Annotated in this window: 16 protein-coding genes; 8 read left to right on the forward strand and 8 right to left on the reverse strand. The window is 71.7% G+C overall.

Going from position 1 to position 18,276, the window contains the following annotated elements; all coding sequences use genetic code 11:
- Positions 1-8 precede the first annotated feature (8 nt).
- On the forward strand, positions 9-800 hold the full coding sequence (locus AFR_RS19300) for an SAM-dependent methyltransferase (RefSeq protein ID WP_023362470.1): 792 nt from the start codon (positions 9-11) through the stop codon (positions 798-800).
- Between the two features lie 639 nt (positions 801-1,439).
- Here AFR_RS19300 and AFR_RS46800 read toward each other — a convergent pair.
- The 3 genes from AFR_RS46800 to AFR_RS19315 form a co-directional block, all read right to left on the reverse strand.
- Entirely contained in the window at positions 1,440-1,613 is a 174-nt protein-coding gene (locus AFR_RS46800; RefSeq protein ID WP_158510555.1) for a hypothetical protein, read from the reverse strand.
- Positions 1,614-1,676: 63 nt separating this feature from the next.
- Positions 1,677-2,711: an LLM class flavin-dependent oxidoreductase gene (locus AFR_RS19310; RefSeq protein ID WP_023362472.1), complete on the reverse strand. Its 1,035-nt coding sequence runs from the start codon at positions 2,709-2,711 to the stop codon at positions 1,677-1,679.
- A 28-nt stretch (positions 2,712-2,739) separates the two neighbouring features.
- A complete protein-coding gene (locus AFR_RS19315) occupies positions 2,740-3,627 on the reverse strand; it encodes an AraC family transcriptional regulator (RefSeq protein ID WP_023362473.1) in 888 nt (295 codons plus the stop codon).
- Between the two features lie 123 nt (positions 3,628-3,750).
- Here AFR_RS19315 and AFR_RS19320 point away from each other — a divergent pair, with 123 nt between their 5' ends.
- The 4 genes from AFR_RS19320 to AFR_RS19335 all read left to right on the forward strand — a co-directional run bounded on the left by AFR_RS19320 (position 3,751) and on the right by AFR_RS19335 (position 7,673).
- Positions 3,751-4,833 carry an aldo/keto reductase gene (locus AFR_RS19320; RefSeq protein ID WP_023362474.1) on the forward strand — a complete coding sequence of 361 codons (1,083 nt, stop codon included), beginning with the start codon at positions 3,751-3,753 and terminating at the stop codon, positions 4,831-4,833.
- Between the two features lie 200 nt (positions 4,834-5,033).
- Entirely contained in the window at positions 5,034-5,744 is a 711-nt protein-coding gene (locus AFR_RS19325) for a hypothetical protein (RefSeq protein WP_023362475.1), read from the forward strand.
- Between the two features lie 14 nt (positions 5,745-5,758).
- Entirely contained in the window at positions 5,759-7,024 is a 1,266-nt protein-coding gene (locus AFR_RS19330) for a copper amine oxidase (RefSeq protein ID WP_023362476.1), read from the forward strand.
- Positions 7,025-7,085: 61 nt separating this feature from the next.
- Complete coding sequence (locus AFR_RS19335; protein WP_148308008.1) at positions 7,086-7,673, forward strand: DUF305 domain-containing protein; 588 nt, start codon at positions 7,086-7,088, stop codon at positions 7,671-7,673.
- Here the strand turns inward: AFR_RS19335 and AFR_RS19340 are convergent.
- Complete coding sequence (locus AFR_RS19340) at positions 7,654-9,885, reverse strand: putative bifunctional diguanylate cyclase/phosphodiesterase (protein ID WP_023362478.1); 2,232 nt, start codon at positions 9,883-9,885, stop codon at positions 7,654-7,656. The two genes, AFR_RS19335 and AFR_RS19340, sit on opposite strands and share 20 nt — an antisense overlap.
- A gap of 118 nt (positions 9,886-10,003) precedes the next feature.
- On the opposite strand from AFR_RS19340, the gene AFR_RS19345 reads away from it, so the two are divergent.
- Positions 10,004-12,742: a hypothetical protein gene (locus AFR_RS19345; RefSeq protein ID WP_023362479.1), complete on the forward strand. Its 2,739-nt coding sequence runs from the start codon at positions 10,004-10,006 to the stop codon at positions 12,740-12,742.
- A 15-nt stretch (positions 12,743-12,757) separates the two neighbouring features.
- Here AFR_RS19345 and AFR_RS47135 read toward each other — a convergent pair whose 3' ends face one another.
- Positions 12,758-13,825, reverse strand: coding sequence for a SemiSWEET transporter (locus AFR_RS47135; protein ID WP_023362480.1), 1,068 nt, complete (start codon positions 13,823-13,825; stop codon positions 12,758-12,760).
- Positions 13,826-13,984: 159 nt separating this feature from the next.
- Here AFR_RS47135 and add point away from each other — a divergent pair, with 159 nt between their 5' ends.
- Together add and fliQ are read left to right on the forward strand one after the other, a co-directional pair.
- Entirely contained in the window at positions 13,985-14,929 is a 945-nt protein-coding gene (gene add / locus AFR_RS19355; protein WP_023362481.1) for an adenosine deaminase, read from the forward strand.
- Between the two features lie 90 nt (positions 14,930-15,019).
- Positions 15,020-15,289, forward strand: coding sequence for a flagellar biosynthesis protein FliQ (gene fliQ / locus AFR_RS19360; RefSeq protein WP_023360261.1), 270 nt, complete (start codon positions 15,020-15,022; stop codon positions 15,287-15,289).
- Positions 15,290-15,332: 43 nt separating this feature from the next.
- Here fliQ and AFR_RS19365 read toward each other — a convergent pair whose 3' ends face one another.
- Genes AFR_RS19365 through AFR_RS19375 form a run of 3 tightly spaced genes read right to left on the reverse strand, consistent with a single transcriptional unit; the run spans position 15,333 to position 18,239 of the window.
- Positions 15,333-16,586, reverse strand: coding sequence for a PA0049 family protein (locus AFR_RS19365; RefSeq protein WP_023362482.1), 1,254 nt, complete (start codon positions 16,584-16,586; stop codon positions 15,333-15,335).
- A gap of 37 nt (positions 16,587-16,623) precedes the next feature.
- Complete coding sequence (locus AFR_RS19370) at positions 16,624-17,301, reverse strand: B3/B4 domain-containing protein (protein ID WP_023362483.1); 678 nt, start codon at positions 17,299-17,301, stop codon at positions 16,624-16,626.
- Complete coding sequence (locus AFR_RS19375) at positions 17,298-18,239, reverse strand: DMT family transporter (protein ID WP_023362484.1); 942 nt, start codon at positions 18,237-18,239, stop codon at positions 17,298-17,300. The genes AFR_RS19370 and AFR_RS19375 overlap by 4 nt, the downstream gene beginning before the upstream one ends.
- Positions 18,240-18,276 lie beyond the last annotated feature (37 nt).

Below are 18,276 nucleotides of genomic sequence, written 5' to 3' on the forward strand. Positions count from 1 at the left end.
TCCTCGGCATGGGAGACGCCGACGCGGACTTTTCAAGCCGGCCCAGCAGCGCCCGGATCTACGACGCCCTGCTCGGCGGCAACCACAACTTCGAGGCCGACCGCGAAGCCGCCAAGCGACTCCTGTCGATGATCCCGGCCGCCGGCGAGATGGCCCGCGCCAACCGGGCGTTCCTCAACCGCGCCGTGCAGTTCCTCCTCGACGCCGGCGTACGCCAGTTCCTCGACATCGGCAGCGGCATCCCGACCGTGGGCAACGTCCACGAGATCGCCCAGCGCCGTGTCCCCGAAGCCCGCGTCGTCTACATCGACATCGACCCGGTCGCGGTCGCCCACGCCGGCGAGATCCTGGCCGACAACCCCCGCGCGACGGTCGTCCAGGCCGACATGCGCTTCCCCGAAGCCATCCTCGAGCACCCCGGCGTCCGCCGGCTGATCGACCTGGACCAGCCCGTCGGCCTGCTCCTGGTGGCGATGCTGCACTTCGTGCCGGAGGACGACGCCTTCGTCGCGGTCGACCGCCTCCGCGAAGCCCTCCCCGCCGGCTCCTACATCGTCATCTCCCACGGCGTCTCCGAAACCGCCGCCGACTCCGAACTCGAAGGCATCACGGCCCTCTACCGCCGCACCGACGTCTCAGCCGCCTCGGGCCGCACCCGCGCCGAGATCATGCGCTTCTTCGGCGACACCGAGCTCGTCCCCCCGGGCCTGGTCTGGGTCCACGAATGGCCCGACGGCCCCCAGGACAAAACCGGCCCCGCCGACATGGCCGTGGTCGCCGCCATCGGCCGCAAACCCTGAAACGACGTCCCGTCCGGCCGGCCGAGGTTCCGTCGAGCATGTCGACGAGGTCGCGGGTGGCTTGGAAGTGGGCGCCCAGTTTGAGGTAGCGGGCCGCTGATCCACGCCGGTGCTCGCGCCCGTCGAAGCCGCGTTCGACCTGGTGCGCCGCTTGTACGCGGTCGGGTCGAACGCCGGCGGCCGGCCGCCGTTACGGGTTCTGCGGAGGCGGTCGGCGATCTGGTCGCGAGGCTGCGGGATCGTGCAGGTGATGCGTTCATCTCGCAACACCTGCCGGATGGCCCGTAACGAAGAGGATCTCCGGTTCGGGAATCCGGACGAACCCCGTGGGTGCCCGGGTCCGGGAGTCGCGACTCGTAGCTGATGAAGTAGCGGGATCAGCTGTTGGGCGTCGGCGGCTTACCCCGGTGTGATCAGTGAGGCCAGAGACCGGCCTTGGCCGTCGGCCGGGGCGTGCATCTTGGTGGTCAGGCCGCCGCAACGCTGGTAGGGCGTTTTCCGCGGCCCGTATTAGATCCCGCCGCGGCGAACCGGTCCGCTCGACCCCGGCAGATCGCGTTGATCACCTGCCAGTGATCGCGCCACCGTCGGCCCTGGGCCGGCTGAGCCTGCGGCAACGGCGGCGGCACAGCCCATCCTTCAATCGTGAGGGGCGGCACATGGTTCGATCAGGTCCCACTCCGTGCCGTGTACTTGCGGATAGCCGAGCAGTTCGGACAGGTCCTGGCGGGCGGTCGGGGACGGGTCCTGGCCGGGCAACCAGACGGAATCACACTCCGGGCACAGGAGGAACGTGAGGCCGTCGTCCTTCACCCGGTACCACCGCAGCCAGTCCTGGCCGCAGACCGGGCAAGCAATTTTCCGCACCGAATGCCGTTATTCGTTTTCGAGGAGTTCGCGGACGCGGGGGATGACTTCTGTGCCGTACAGGTGGATGGCGGTCATCATCGCCTCGTGGGGCAGGGTGCCGGCGGAGTATTTGAGGTCGAAGCGTTGCACGTCCAGCACGCTGATCGTGCGGGCGATCTTGCGGGCGACCGTTTCGGGGGATCCGACGTGCCAGGCGCCTTCGGCGATGTCGGTTTCGAAGCGGTCGCGGGTCAGGGGTGGCCAGCCGCGTTCCGCGCCGATGCGGGTGATGACCGCGCGGGCGTGCGGCCACAGGGTTTCGACGGCTTCCTCGTCGGTGGCGGCGATGAAGCCCGGTGCGTGGACGGCGATCGGGAGCTGCTCGCGCTCGTACTGGTCCAGGGCGCGGTGGTAGAGCTCGACGTACGGCGCGAAGCGGGCCGGGTCGCCGCCGATGATGGCCAGGACCAGGGGGAAGCCGTAGCGGGCGGCGCGGACGACCGACTCGGGGCTGCCGCCGACGCCGATCCAGGTGGGGATGCGGCCGGATGTGGTTTTCGGGTAGACGTGCTGGTCGGTCAGCGGCGGGCGGACGCTGCCCTGCCAGGTCACCGGGCCCTCGGTCAACAGGGCGGCCATCAGGTCGGCCTTTTCCGCGAAGAGCCGGTCGTAGTCGGCGAGGTCGAAGCCGAAGAGCGGGAACGACTCGGTGAACGAGCCCCGGCCGAGGGTGATCTCGGCGCGGCCCTGGGACACGGCGTCGAGGGTGGCGAAGCGTTCGAAGACGCGGACGGGGTCGTCGGAGCTGAGGACGGTGACCGCGGTGCCGAGCCGGATGCGCCGGGTCCGGCTCGCGATCGCGGCCAGCACGATCTCCGGCGCTGACACCGCGTAGTCGTCGCGGTGGTGCTCGCCGAGCCCGAACGCGTCCACGCCGACCTCGTCGGCCAGCACCGCCTGCTCCACGACGTGCCGGATGACCTGCGCGTACGGCAGGGTCGTCCCGTCCGGTCCGGCGGTGACGTCGCCGAAGGTGTCGAGTCCGAATTCCACGGGCAGCATGTCTTGATCATGCCGCAGGAGCCGGGGGTCACACGATCGGGCCCGCCGCGACAGCCTGGAGGCGCACCGCGTCCCGGCCCGGCGGCACCCCGAACATGCGGCGGTATTCGCGGCTGAACTGCGACGGGCTGTCGTAGCCCACGTCGTGGCCGACGGCGGCGACGTCGTGCGGGTTCGCGATCAGCCGCGTCCGGGCCTGCTGGAGGCGTACCTGTTTCTGGAACTGCAGGGGGCTCATCGTCGTCACGGCCCGGAAGTGCCGGTGGAACGACGTGACGCTCATGCCGGCGACCCGCGCCGCGTCCTCGATCCGGAACAGGTCGGCGTAGTGCTCGCGGATCCACCGGATCGAGCGGGCGACCTGGGAGAGGCGGCTGTCGGCCAGGCCGATCTGCCGGATCATGGCACCCTGCTCGCCGGTGACGAGCCGCCAGAGGATTTCGCGTTCGGCCGCCGGGGCCAGCACCGGGAGGTCCGCCGGGCGGTCGAGCAGGCGCAGCAGGCGGACGACCGGGTCGAGCAGGTCGTCGGTGGCCTCGCTGACCGCCAGGCCGGGGACCTCCCGCGGCAGCCGGCGCGAGTCCGCCGTCTCCAGCAGGAGGGTGGCGATCGCTTCGGGCTGGAGGCACATGGCGAAGACCAGGTAGGGCTCGTCGCGGCTCGCCTCGATCACGTGGGCGGTGACCGGCAGTTCGACGGAGACGACCAGGTACTGCCCGGCGCCGTACTCGAAGACCCGGTCGGCCAGGATCGTGCGTTTGCGGCCGGACGCGACGATCACGAACACCGGGTCGGACAGCGCCGAGACCGGCTCGGTCGGCCCGTCGGCGCGCAGCAGGACCACGCCGGGCAGCGGTGGCCCCTCGCGCGGGGCGTGCCGGTCCAGCAGGTCGCGCAGGTCACCGATCAAGGCCATGACCGCACGGTACCCCCAAAGTTGGCAGGATCGTGCAACCAGCTGACAGTTTCGGTCTACCCCCTCCGCGCCCGTCACGCTGGACTGGAGGCATCGGTTCCACCACGCGAAAGAGGCGAGCAGATGTCACTCGATTCCTATGTCTCCCTGGGCCGTTCGGGTCTGCGGATCAGCCCGTTCACGCTGGGCGGCATGACGTTCGGTGAGGACAACGGGTGGGGGTGCAGCCCGGCCGAGGCCGAGGCGATCATGACGGAGTACCTCGACCGGGGCGGCAACTCGATCGACACCGCGAACATCTACACCAACGGCCACTCCGAGAAGATCATCGGTGATTTCCTGGCGGCCCGCCCCGGGCTCCGCGACCGGATCGTGCTCGGCACCAAGTTCTTCGGCAATCTCTTCCCGGGCGACCCGAACGGCGGCGGCGCCGGTCGCAAGGCGATCGTGCACCAGCTCGAGGAGTCGCTGCGCCGTCTGCAGACGGACTTCGTCGACGTCTACTGGGTGCACAACTGGGACCGCACCGCGCCGATCGAGGAGACGCTGCGGGCGCTCGACGACCTGGTCACCGCCGGCAAGATCCGCTACGTGGGTCTGTCGGACCTGCCGGCCTGGAAGGTGGCCGAGGCGCAGGTGACCGCGTTCTTCCGGGGCTGGGCGCCCGCGATCGGGCTGCAGGTCGAATATTCGCTGCTGGAGCGCACGGTCGAGGGTGAGCTCATCCCGGTCGCGCGGGACAAGGGGCTGGGTGTGCTGCCGTGGAGCCCGCTGCGCAGCGGCTTCCTCTCCGGCAAGTTCTCCCGGCGGCGCGCCGGTGCCGTGGACACGTTGCGCAGCGGTCTGGTCGGGGTGCCGGGCGAGCACGACTACGACGTCATCGACGTGCTCGAACGCGTCGCGGACGAGGTCGGCGCCACGCCCGCGGCCGTCGCGCTCGCCTGGGTGCAGGGGCGTCCCGGTGTCACGTCCACTCTGCTCGGTGCGCGGCGGCTGGACCAGCTCAAGAACAACCTGGACGCCGTGGACGTCCGGCTGGAGGCGGAACACGTCGCCGCGCTGGACGAGGTGTCGGCGCCGAAGCTGAACTTCCCGGCGGAGAACAACAGCCTGCTGGCACCGAACCTGGCCTTCGCCGGGGCCACGGTCGACGGGCAGCGGACGACGCTGCTGCCCCTCTTCGGTACGGACGGGACGCGGTACTGACGCCACCTCACGGCAGGTTCATGGTCACTCCGGCACGATCACCGATGGAGCCGCCGAATACCCGAGTGTCGCGAACCCGCCACTAAAGGGCAAACCTCACCCGGACCACACATATCGACAAGCATTCTTCCCCTCGACGCCGTCAAGCGGCGGTGTCACGAGGGGGAGGAGTCGCTTTGAGGGCGGCAACAGTACGGAGATTGTCCTGGGGGCTGGGCATCTCCACCGTGACAGCGCTGGCCGCGTTCGGCGTGGCCTCGTGGCAGGCGAACGCGGCACCGCCGTCACCCGGCGGGCCCGGTGTGGCGGCGGAGCAGCCGCGGGTCTCGGACCCGAGCCCGGCGCCCGAGCAGGCCACGGGGACCGGCAGCGACGCGCTCACCACCGACGAGGTCGGCCGGGCCCGGGCGGTGGCGCTCGCACCGCTGACCGGAGGCACCGAGGACGTGACCGGGGCGGCCGGGCCGGAGTACCTCTCGGCCGAGCTCGTGACCGACGGCGCCCAGCGGCGCGCCGACGTCTACTACTACGACTACCGCGCCGAAAAGCTGATCAAGCAGGTCGTCGACCTCGGCACCGGCAAGGTCACCGGCTCCTACGCCGCCGCCGGGATGCAGCCGCCCGCCGCGGACCGCGAGGTCGGCACCGCGCTCGACCTGGTGCTCGCTTCCCCGCACGCGGCCGAGCTGCGGGACGGGTACGCCCGGGCGACCGGCAGGACGTACTCCGGCAAGGACGACATCGTCGTGACCGCCCACGTCTACAAGGCCCGGCCGGCCGACACCGCGGTGCGGAACTGCGGCAAGCACCGCTGCCTGCAGCTGATCGTCCAGGCCGCCGACGGCCCGTTCATCGATCTCAACCAGATCATCATCGACCTTTCCGGGCGCACGGTCGCCCGGCTGAAGTAACGGGGACCGGGGGCATGAGAACCACCAAGATCATGGCGGCCGTTCTGATCGCGACCGGCGGTCTGATCGGTACGGCGCAGAGCCCCGCCGCCGCGAAGGCACCGGCCCCGGCCGCGGCCCAGTGTGCGGCGTCCTCGACCGTCAAGGAAACGCTGCCGAACGGCACCACGTGGGAGCTGTGCTGGCGCATCGAGGGCAAGAGCGGGCTGGTCCTCGAGAACGTCCTGGTCTCCTCGAAGCGCTGGCCGGACCAGGTCAAGGTGCTCAAGTCGGTGACCCTGGCCCAGCTCAACGTGCCCTACGACAGCGGCAAGACCGAGTACAACGACATCACCGAGTACGGCTTCGGCGGCGAATACCTGCAGACCCTGGCCGGTGACGACTGCAAGGGCGGCTCGGCCCGGGTCGGCTCCGACGGTGGTGCCGAGCCGACACGGCGCGAGGTGCTGTGTGTCAGCGCGGAGTCGTCCGGGCTGGCGTACCGCCTGCAGAACGACGACTCGGCGACCAAGCCGTACTCCAAGCAGGGCCACGACCTGGTGCTGCGCGCGCTGAGCAAGGTCGGCTGGTACGAGTACGTCACCGAGTACCGCCTGCACGACGACGGTGAGATCTCCGCGCGTCTCGGCGCCACCGGCGATCTGTCCCCGCTGGACTGGGTCGGTGCCGACAAGGGCTGGCCGATCGGCAAGGGCAACAAGGACTTCGCGTCCAGCCACTACCACAGCGCGTTCTGGCGGGTCGACTTCGATCTGGCCGGGCGGGGCTCCGAGAAGGTCGAGCAGTACGACACCAAGGTCACCGGGCAGGGCGACACGTCGGCGGTGCTCAAGACCAGTCGCACGGCCATCACGAACGAGGGCAGCTTCTCCAAGGCCAACCGCCGCTGGTGGCGGGTCGTCAGCCCGATCGCGAAGAACAAGGACGGCCACGCCCGCTCGTACGAGCTGGTCACCGGTGCCTCCGACGTCTACGAGGCCCACCCGGAGACGACACCGGACGTGACCTTCACGCAGAACCACGCCTGCGAGAGGTACGCGACCGGCAACGCGGACCCGCAGTGCGCCGGACGCGCGACCATCCTGGACTTCGCCCGCGACAAGGAGAAGATGACAAACCCGGTGATGTGGGTGCGCGTCGGCTTCCACCACGTGCCCCGCGACGAGGACCAGAGCCCGATGCCGTTGCACTGGCAGGGTTTCGACCTCGTGCCCCGTGACTTCACCGAGATCAACCGTCTCGCGCCGGACGCCCTGGCCGACAACAACGGCCAGAACTGACGCAGAGCGCCGGGCCCGTCCTTGCCGGGCGGGCCGGCGCCGCGGTCGAAGGAGATGTGCTGTGTCCGTACGGAAAATGGTTGTGGCCCTTGCCCTGCTGGCCCTGACGGGGTGCAGTGCGGAGCAGCCGGCTGTCGTGCCGGTGGCGGCGACCGTGGCCGCGCCGAACGGTGTCGACGTGCTCTACGCGCAGATGATGGTCGTGCACCATGCGCAAGCGGTGCAGCTGAGCCGGATCCTCCTGGCCAAGCGGGATGTGCCCGAACGTGTCGCGAACATCGCCGGGTTCATCGCGCAGGACCAGCAGCGGGAGATCGACGAGACCAACGCCTGGCTGGTCGCGTGGGGGAGGCCGGCGGCTGATCCGGCCGATCCGGTGATCCAGCAGATGCACGGCGGGGACGCCGCCGCGCACGGCATGCTCGGGGCGGACCAGTTGCGGGAGGTCGAGGACGCGGCACCGGCCCGCGCGACCGAGCTGTTCCTGCGGCAGATGATCGCGCACCACACCGGGGCGATCACGATGTCCCGCTCGGTGCTCGAGGACGGCGGGAACGTCTACATCCGGGACCTGGCCGCGCACGTCATCAACGAGCAGACGGCGGAGAACACCGCGATGCGGGCGCTGCTCAGCCCACCTCGAGGCTGACCCGGCGGGTCTTGGCGAGCATCTCCTGGAAGTCGCCGGCGGTGACCGGGCGGCTGAAGAAGTACCCCTGGATCGCCGGGCAGTCGGCCTGCCGCAACGCCTCCCAGTCGGCCAGGTCCTCGACACCCTCGGCGACCACCGACATGTTCAGCGACCGGGCCAGCCACAGCACCGCCGAGATGATCGACGCCTTGCGGGGGTCGTCGGCCAGACCGGCGACGAACGAGCGGTCCAGCTTCACGATGTCCGCCGGCACCGACTGCAGCCAGGTCAGCGAGCTGTACCCCGTGCCGAAGTCGTCCAGAGCCAGGCGGACGCCCAGCGCCTTGATGGCGTCCAGCCGCTGCTTGAGGTCGACGGAGGTGGACAGCAGCGCCGTCTCGGTGATCTCCAGGACCAGCCGCGACGGATCGACGAGCGTACTTCCGGCCAGCAGCCGGGCCAGCATCGGCACGAAGTCCGGTTCGGACAGTTGACGCGGGCTGACGTTCACCGACACGTAGCCGAGCTCGTGGCGCCACTCGGTGAGGTGACGCAGGGCGGTCTCGAGGACGTGCTCGCCGAGCGGCACCACCAGGCCGGTCTCCTCGGCGGTCGTGATGAAGTGGCCGGGGGCGAGGAGCTCGCCCTCGGTCGTCCACATCCGGACCAGCGCCTCGGCGCCGACGATCAGGCCGGTGGCGGGGGAGACGATGGGCTGGAACCAGACGGGCAGGGTCGCGAACCGGTCGCCGTCGAGCGCCTGACGCAGCCGCGACTCGGCGACGATGCGCTGCTGCACCGCAACCCGCATCTGATCGTTGAAGATCTCCAGACGGTTGCCGCCGGCCCGTTTGGCCGTGTACATCGCGGTGTCGGCGGCCAGGACGGCCTGCTCGGCCTGGTCCGGCCCGTGGGCCAGGGCCAGGCCGATGCTCATGGACAGCTGGAGGCGGCCACCGGCGACCGGCAGCGCCTCGGCGAGCGATGCGAGCACGGCACGCCCGACCTCGAGGCCGGTGTCGATGGACCCGGGGAGGGCCACGACGAACTCGTCACCACCCAGCCGGGCCACCAGCGAACCCTGCGGCACGACGGCACGCAGCCGGGCGGCCAGGGCACGCAGCACGTCGTCACCGGCGGAGTGCCCGGAGCCGTCGTTGATCGTCTTGAAGCGGTCCACGTCCAGGTAGAGCACCGACGCCGGTCCGGCGCTGCCGGCGAGCAGGCCGACCAGATCGACCTCGAACGCGGCCCGGGACAGCAGCCCGGTGAGCGAGTCCTGGCGTACCTGGCGGCGCAGCGCGGCCTCGTGCTCCTGCTGCCGGGTGACGTCCAGGCAGTGGACGAAGACCGACTGCAGGCGGCCCTGGCGGTCCCGCAGGCCGTTGCTGTGGATCTCCACGTAGATCAGCGAGTTGTCGTCGTGCCGCCGGTACGCGCGGGTGATCGTCGTGGCGTCCGGCGAGTCGACCAGCTCGGCGAAGGTGTTGCCGGGCTCGTCGTCCACCCCGGTCAACGGCAGATCGCTCACCGAGAAGCCGGGCGGCAGCTCGTCCGGCAGACCCAGCCAGGCCCGGTACGCGGAGTTGGTGCGCTGCAGCCGGCCGTCGGGGGCGAGCATCGCCATCGGCACCGGGGTCTCGTCGAAGGCCACGCTCAGCTGCGCCTGACTGGCCGCGAGGCTGTCCTGGGCGCGGCGTTCCTCGGCCTCGGTCAGCCCCCAGGCCACCACCTGGAAGACCGCCGCGAGCAGCACCGCCAGACCGTGCAGCAGCGCCCACACCCACGGGTGTTCCATGGCGTTGTGGTGGTCGTAGGTGCGGTCGCTGACCAGGGTGCCGAAGACGGCGTGGTGCAGCGTGGTGCCGATCAGAAACGCGCCGAACGGCGCCCAGTCGCGGTAGAGAGCCAGCGCCGCGACCGCGATGAAGAAGGAGAAGTGCGACTCGGTGAGCCCGCCGCTCATCGCGACAAAACCGCCGCACGCGACGGTGAAACCGGTGGCTACGAGGATCGAGGGCAGCCGGCGCGGGCGCAGGACCACGGCTCCGACCACACACGGCAGGATCAGCAGGACGGTCAGCAGCCAGGCCCAGTCGAGACCGTGGCGCAGCGACCCGAAGATCGTCAGCACGACGACACACGACGCGAGCAGCAGGGTCAGCAGCCGGTGCCGCCGGGCCCAGTCCTCGTCGCGTAACCCGCCGCCGGCCGGAAGCCAACCGCGCATAGTCGAACTCCCGTCTTCTCGGCCGTCACGGTGCAGATCGGCTCGGGGGTCCCCGGCTTGAGAGAACTGGTCCCGGCCGTCGCGATATTCGCTGGACGGCGCCGGTCATCATGATCGGGTGGAAGTGCTGCTCGCCGGAGGGATCCGGCCGAAACCGGACCACCGCGTGCACGCGGTGGCCCGGACCGCGCTGCTGCCCGGCACTCCCGTGGCCGTCGGACCGGCTGACGAGGGTCCCGCAAACGCTCTGGCCCGGCTGCACGCCCTCGTCGCCGCGGGTGGTGTGATCGCCGCGGGGGCCGGGGTCGACCTCGGCGACGGCTTCCGGTCGGCCCGCATCGACGGTGGGGTGGGCGACCGTCGCGACGCCGTCCTGGCCGCCCTGTCCGTGCCCGCCTTCGCCGACCACCTCGGCGCGCCCACGGCCCTGCTCGTCGCCCTCTTCGGCCCCTTCGCCACCCGGCCGCTCGGCACGGTCACCCTCGAGACGATCGCCGCCGGCCGGTGGCCGATCCTCCGGTACGCCGTGGCGTGCAGCGACCTGCTCGGCCCGGAGCAGCTGGTCCAGCTGCTGGCCCTGCGCGCGCCCGAGGGCGTCGACCCGTTCCCCGCAGGCCTGCCGTCGGTGGTGGCGACCCAGCTGCGCCGGGTGACGGCCGGCTTCTCCGCACCGCGGCGCCTGCGCGTGCTGACGGACCTGTGGGAGCAGGCCTGTGGCAGCAGCGCCGACCGGGCCCGCCGCGAGCGGATCCGCGGCAGCCAGGGCCGCCACGACCGCTACGAGGAGCTGTTCGAGCGCCGCCGGCGTCACGAGAGCGACCTCATCACCGCAGCCCTGCACCGCCATTTCTGTGCTGAGCCCTCGCTGGCGGACGTCGCTCTCTGGTCGCCGCCCGCCCAGGTGTGGGTCGCCCGCGCCGACCGGATCCGCGACGACGCCTTCGCGGCCACCGTGCTGGCCCGGGTTGCCGCCACGGCGGCCGAGGCCGGACCCGAGGAGGCCCTCCGGCGGCACCAGCACGAGATCGCGGCCGGAGCGGCCACGCTGAGCAAGCGTGCTGCCTCGGCGGCGTCCCGTGCCGTTCCCGGGCTCACCGGCCACCCGGCGCGGCCCGCCGTCTACCTGCGCGACATCCACGAACGGATCCCCGTGGGTGTGCCGCTGAGCCCGAAACGGGTCGTCTTTCTCCGCGACCGGTTCGCCCTCGCCCGCGACTACGGCCAGGTCGCCCTGGCAGCCTGCAACCTGTTCCTGACGGGCAACCCCGAGTCGAGCGCCGACGGTCGTGATGCCCGGAGCATCTGGCTCCGGACCGGGCTGCGACCGTGGCGCGAGCAGGTCGGCTACTTCTCCCCGGACCGCCTGCCCGGCTGGGACCTCGAGCCGGAGGACGGCGCCGAACCCCTCGGCCGCCGCCCGGCCGACACCGAGACCGTCGCCGACCTCCTCTGGTACGCCGAACTCGCCGACGCCGTGGCCCGCCTCAACGGGCACGCGGCCGCCCGGCTCGAGCGTGAGCGCCACCAGCTGTTCCCGGACACCAACCCTGCGCCGGAGCAGGAGGAACCGGCCACCGTCGCGGATTTCGCCGCCGGTGCCGCCCAGCTCGCCGAACTCGGCGGTGCCGTGCCGCCCCGCGCCCGCACGTGGACCGAGGTGGTGGCCGGCCTGCACCAGGTCGTCGAGGCCGCGACGGCACAGTCGGGGCGCTTCGTCGTCCCGCCGGCCGTCGACGCGTTCGAGGGGCAGCTCCTGCCCGGCTCCGGGATGCGCATGGAGATCGCGCGCACCGCACTGCAACTGGTCGGCTGGGCCGGATACATGGGCAACTGCATCGCCGAGGAGCCGTACCCGGAGGATGCCGCGAAGGGTCGCGTGATGCTGGTGGCCCTGCGCGGGCCCGACGGCCGGATCCGGGCGAACGTGGAGGTGCGCCTCACCGGCCGGGGCTGGCGTCTGGCCCAGATCCAGGGCCGCTTCAACGACGATCCCGACCCGGAGCTGCGCCGCAGCACCGAGGAATGGGTGGCGTCGCTGCCGCGCACCGTGGTCCCACCACCGGCCGACTCCGTTCCCGAGCCGGCCCCGGCGCGGCGCCCGGCCCGGCCGTCACCGGCGCGGCGGATCGTCGCGGATCTGGGTGACCAGCTCGGTGACCTGGCCGCCGGCACGGTGGGCCCGGCGCCGGTGCTCGCTGCGCTGATCGACGCGCCGGACGGCCCGGAAGCACTGGTCGCGCTGCGTCGCAGCAGTCCGGCCACGCTGCTGCGTGCCGTCCGCCGGGCCCTGGCCGGTCCGGTCACCCTGGACGAGCTGTGGGCCGCGAGCGCGCGCCGGCCCCTCGCCGAGGCGGTCGCCGCCCTGAGCGACGAGGAGGTCCGGGACCGGTTGGCGCCGCTCACCGTGGACGCCCCGCTGCCGGGTGCGCTGCGCAAACTCGCCCGCCTGCCACGGATCGCGCCGGCCCGCACCGCCGACCAGGTGGCGATCCGGGTACGCGCGGCGCTCGGCACCCTGATCCGCATCGACGCACCGGAACTGTCCGCAGCCATGACCAGCCGCCCGCACGCGGAACTGCTGCGCGCGGGAGCTCTCGCCGTCACGTCCTGGGGCGGCCTGGACGGCAACCGTCCGGTGATCGCGGTGATGGCCCGGCGGCGCATCCGGGTGCCGGGCTACCCGCAGACCACCCTGCGCGACGACCTGTGGCAGCAGGCCTGGCCCGGCGCGGAAGAACTCGGTGCGGCACGGGACGTCTTCTGGGACGCGATCGCCGCGAAGGGCCTGCTGGTGCCGGCGTCCTGGCTCGAACCTGCGGGCTGGCCGGCGCTGTGGGCCCGCGCCCACCGCCGGTGACGGACGCCGTGCAGATCAGGCGGGGACCAGGGCGCCCTGCAGGACCGTGGTGGCCCAGGACGCCTGGCCCGGCACGCGAGCCGTGCCCCGCACCGGGCGCGACGTGTTTCGCGGACGCCGGGACGCAGCGGCCGGACCGGTCGGAGCCGGCAGCAGCGCGGGAGCCGTGAGCAGTCCCGGAGCTGGGACCAGCGCGGCAACCGGAGTGGCCGCGGTGCCCCGAGTGGCCGCCGTGACGGGAGTCGAGGCCGGGCCGGAGACCGGACGGGCCGAGCGGGCGACCGAGGCGGCGGGCCGGACGATCCGCGCGCCGGCCACCGCCGGACGAACAGCAGCAGCGGAGGCGTAGGCCGGGCGCAGAACACGCGCAGTACCCCGGGCCGGGACGGCCACAGCAGCCGGCACGGTGACAGCAGCCGGGACGGTCAGAGCAGCCGGGGCGGCAGCGGCGGCCGGGGTACGGCCCGCGGCCCAGAGCACCCAGCACACGATCAGCGCGGCCGAGAGACCCACCGACGCCGACAGCCACACCGCCACCTGGCCGGTCGTCAGGCCGTACGCGAACCAGCAGGAGCAGGCCGCGGCCGCGAGCCGCCAGCGCAGGGGTGAGAGGCCGGCCAGGTCCTGCGTGCGGTCGCGCAGCAGGGACAGCGGCTGCGGCACCGCCGAGAGCATCGCGGTGATCGCGAGTACCGAACCGAGGAACGTCGCGACGCGGGCCTCGCCGAGGTCGGTCGTGACGGCGACGATCGCGCTGCCCGCGGCGGCGCTGAGCACACCCGCCGCACCGGCCGCGCTGATGAGCATCTTGCGCGGGGTGCGCAGCTCGCCCTGCTTCACCAGGACCATCACCAGGATCGACAGACCTGTGAGGCCCGTGACCGTGTTGGTGACAATCTGGACGCTCTCGCCGGTCAGCAGGCCGTAGGTGATCCAGCCGATCGGCATCGCCACACCCTGCCAGCAGGCGGTGGCCGAGAGGCCGCCGGTGCGGCCCCTGACGACGGAACGCCAGACCTGGGGCCAGGGGAGAGTCATGGACAGAGCAGCGCCGAACCAGCCGAGGAGAGCAGTGGAGTGCATGATCCGTTTCCGTTTGCAGCGATGGGAAGTGGCCGGACGAAACGCGGCCACCTGCCCCATCGGCCCTCGGCGCGGCAGGCCTGACAAGATCCATCGGTGAGAGGCAACACGGCCCGAAGCCACCCTTTTGCACCCAAGTTCCGGGAGGACCGAACGACTATGGCGGCGCATCCCCTGATCGACCTGCACCGGCATCTCGAGGGTTCGATCCGGTCCAGCACCTTCCTCGACGTGGCTTCCCGCGACGGCCATCCGCTCGCCGCCGCCGACCGGCCCCGGGACCTGCTGGTCGCGGACGGGCCGCTCGGCGGGCTCCTGCCGTACCTGGCGAAGGTCGACGACCAGATCGGCGTTTTTGCAGCTCTGGACGATTGGCGGCGGGTCGCGCGGGAGGCGGTCGAGGACGCCTTCGACGACGGGCTCGATTACGTGGAGTTCCGGTTCAGCCCGTACTTCATCCGGCAGCAGACCGGTCTTGCGCCGGAAGCGGTGATGGACGCGGTGGCGGACGGTGTCGCCGACGGCAGCCGGGTCACGGGACTGCCGGTGGGCCTGATCGCGACGATCCTGCGGGATCTGGGCCCGGAGGAGGCGCTCACCCAGGTCCGTACGTTCCTGACGCGGCCCGGGCTGTGGTGCGGTGTCGACCTCGCCGGGAACGAGGCCGGGTACGCCGCCGAGCTGTTCGTGCCGGCCTTCACCCGCGTACGGGAGGCGGGTCTGCATGTGACCGTGCACGCGGGGGAGGCGGCCGGGCCGGAGAGTGTCCGGGCGGCGGTCGAGCACCTCGGCGCGGAGCGGATCGGCCACGGCGTGCGGTCAGCGGAGGACCCGGCGCTCCTCGACGAGCTGGCCCGGCGGGGTGTGACGCTGGAAGTGGCGCTGACCAGCAACACCCAGACGGGTGCCGCTCCGGGATACCGCGACCATCAGATCCACACGCTGCTGGCCGCGGGTGTGCCGGTCACGCTCAACACCGACAACCCCCGTGTCAGTGACGTCACCCTGTCGCAGGAGCACGGCCTGGCCCTCTACGCCGCAGGGCTCACCCGGGCACAGCTGGAGGCGGTCGCGCAGCAGTCGGCGAGGGCGGCTTTCCGCTGACTTGAGGTTTCCCCGGGCCTGAACCGAACGGCAACCGTGGCGCGCCCGTTGTGCACTCCCAGGGCCCGCGCGGGGCCCGAAGAGGATGGCATGACGGACACGAAGATTGTCGAGCTGGGCCTGCAGGCGATGACCATCTCCGCCAAGATGTGTGCCCCGGTGCTGATCACGGCGCTGCTGATCGGCTTTGCGATCTCGCTGTTCCAGTCCGTCACCCAGATCCAGGAGGCGACGCTGTCCTTCGTCCCGAAGGCGGTCGGTGTCGGTGCAGCGATCCTGTTCTCGGGCAACTGGATGCTGCACGAGATGGTGACCTACACGACGCAGCTCTTCGAGAACATCCCGTCGCTGCTCGCCTGAACCCTGCACCACCGAGGCCGTCCCTGCCGGGGGCGGCCTTTTTTCATGCGGCGGCCTTGACCAGGGCGACGGTCTGCTCGATGGTCGCGGCCCGGTCGGCGGAGAACGCATCGTCGATGATCACCAGTGGGTCGGCCGGGTAGACCAGCGCCGAGATGTGCAGGTGGCCACCGGGCACATCCGTCGCGCCGAGCGCCAGCCGCAGCCGGTTCGAGCGGTACATGCTCTCGTTGGACAGGTAGTTGCCGCCGCCACCGGACTGCGCCTGCGAACCGGGCGTCGGGCCGTTGGTGTGGCACCGCACCGCGGCCGGGTCCGGACGGGTGCCGGCGGGCCACTCGCACAGCCGCGGGTTCAGCGCCGTCGGCCACGGGCCGGTGCCCGCCGCGATCATCTTCTCGAAGGGCAGTGTCGTCTCGATGAACTCCGGCTGCGGATCCGGCTGCGGCCAGCGCGGCGCGGACGGGACCGGCTCGGCCACACCCTCGTTGTTGTTGTCCGGCGAGCCGCCGCGCCAGGCGCCGGCCCACTGTTCGATGTTCATCAGACCGCGGTTCCCCTGGCTGATCGTCATGATCAGGTCAGCGCGGTCGCGGGACCGGGCGGTCAGATGCGGCCCGAACGTGTCCTCGACGATGCCCGCGTCGAAACCGCTCCACGTCACGGGCAGCACCACGGCCTGCACCAGGACGTCACCGAACCGCAGACCGTCCAGCTGCAGCGCCGAGGCCCCCGACGGGTTCGAGCGCCGGATCTCACCGTTCAGCTGGTAGGGGTCGAACCCGCTCACCAGCACCCGCTTGACACCCCGGCCGAAGGTGGTCGACGAGACGCCGCGGGACGCGTACTCGAAGGTCTTGATCAGGCTTGCCCGCTCGGCGTCCGTGACCGGGAACGCCGGCTGCCACTGCCGCAGGTCCCGCGTGCCGAGCAGCCGGGTCCAGTAGAGCGGGCGGTCGTCGTAGCGCTCGATCGTCCCCTGCTGCACCTTGCCCTGCGCGCGCTGCACGGCCGTGCTCCACAGCTGCGCGCCGCGACGCTGCAGGAGCAGTTTTGCCGCGGCGACCGACCGGGTCCGGCAGAGTGCTCCGCTCAGCCCTTCCGCGTACGCCGTGAAGCCGCCCGCCTCGACCAGCGTGTAAGGCACCCGTGTCCCGCCGGGGAGTGCCGGTGTCTCGATCCGGCTCTCCTCGTAGGTGATGGGAGCCGCGCGGTCGTAACAGCTGCCGGAGGCCGAGGCGGCCTGCGGGACGGCCAGCAGGGCCGCACTGACGGCGAGCACCGTGAACAGACGCATCGGACCTGCCTTCACCGGAGGGCATCGACGACGGTGACTATATCGTGAATCGGGGCGCTTCCCGGGTGAGAACGGACACCTGTGTGGTGCCCAGGGCGTCCGCCAGCGCGGCTGTCACGTGGCCGATGTCTTGAGCTGCGGTCTCGTGAAGTGCCTCGGTCACGATCAGCGCGGTGCGGGTGGTCGCGGAAACGGCGGACAGGCCGCTCTGGCGGTTGGTCCAGCGCCGGGCGTGGGCGTTGCCGGCCGTGTCGGCGAAGGTGATCTCGCCCGGCGCCGGATGCTCCTTCTCACCGCCAAAAGTCAGGTGGACCTCGTCGCCGACGGCGTGGCGGACCTCCAGATCCCCGTCGATCCGGTCCAGGTCGAGGGCGGCCACCGGGATCGCGTACGCCACGGAGATCGCGTTGCAGACGTCGACGAGCGGGTGGACGCGGGGCAGCTCGCCGTCGCGGCGCAGGCGCCGGAGCAGCGACTCGGACGCGCAGCGGTACTGCGTCGGCTTGAGGCCCAGCGCGCCGAAAGCCCGCCGCCACGCCTGGATCTCCGGGAACTGCCCCTCCGGGCCGGTTTCCAGACGCGACCGTCCGATCGCGACGAAGTGCTCGACCAGCGCCTCCGCTCGGGCAGGATCGAGGCCGGCGTCGGCTCGCAACGCACCGGCGCTGAGGGTCGGAAAGTCCCGCCAGACGTCGTCGTGATGGCCGAAGTTCATGCCCTCTCCCCAGCAGTGGACCCGACAAGTAGTGGAACCGGACCGCCCGTGATCGTCGCCGTTGGTCCGGGCCGATCAGGTGGCGTAGCGCGGAGCCCGATGGCGAGACCTGTTGCCACGACGGCGATGCCCAGCCAGACCGAGGCCTGCGGTGCGGGGCCGCCCAGCGCCACCCCGGTCAGGGCCGCCGCGATCGGCGCGATGCCGGTCAGCAGACCGGCCCGTGCCGCGCCGATCCCGGAGACACACGCGTACCAGAGGACAAACGCCACCGCCGTCACGGCGACGGCAAGGTAGGCGCCGGCCAGCAGGTCCGTGCCGGTCAGCCGGGTGATCGCGGACGGTCCCTCGTGCAGCGGGCCGAGCACCGCCAGCATCAGCGCCGCCAGCCAGGTCGTGTGCACCGACACGCCGACCGGGCCGTGGCGGCGCAGCACCGGCACGGCGAGCAGCGTGAACGCGGCCTCGCACCCGAACGCCACCGCCGCCCACGCCAGCCCGGCGCCGTCCGTACGCCCGAAGCCCTGCACGAGGGCCGCGCCGACGGTGACCACGGCCGCGCCGGCCAGGACGGACCGGCGAGGGCTGCGGCCTTCGAGGACCGGCCCGATCGCCGCGAGCAGCAGCGGCACGCCCGCGATGGCCACACCGATGACGGCCGGCTCGGCATGTTTGGCCCCTTCGACCAGCGCGAGGTTGAAGACCACCAGTCCGGTGATCGCGATGCCGCCCAGCCACAGCCACTCGGCGCCGCGCGGGCGGACCAGCCGGAAGCGGACCAGCCGCGCGTAGACGACCAGCAGGAGGCACGCGAGGGCGTACCGGAGGGCCTGGGTGGTGAACAGGGGCGCGCCGGCGAGGAGGCCGGAGACGGCCACACTGCCGCCGACGCAGGTCATTGCCGCGGAACCGGCGGCCACGGTCAGGATTCGGGACACACAAAACATGCTGGTCGGCGATATGGTCCTGCAGAAG

Source organism: Amorphoplanes friuliensis DSM 7358, assembly GCF_000494755.1.
Lineage (GTDB): Bacteria > Actinomycetota > Actinomycetes > Mycobacteriales > Micromonosporaceae > Actinoplanes > Actinoplanes friuliensis.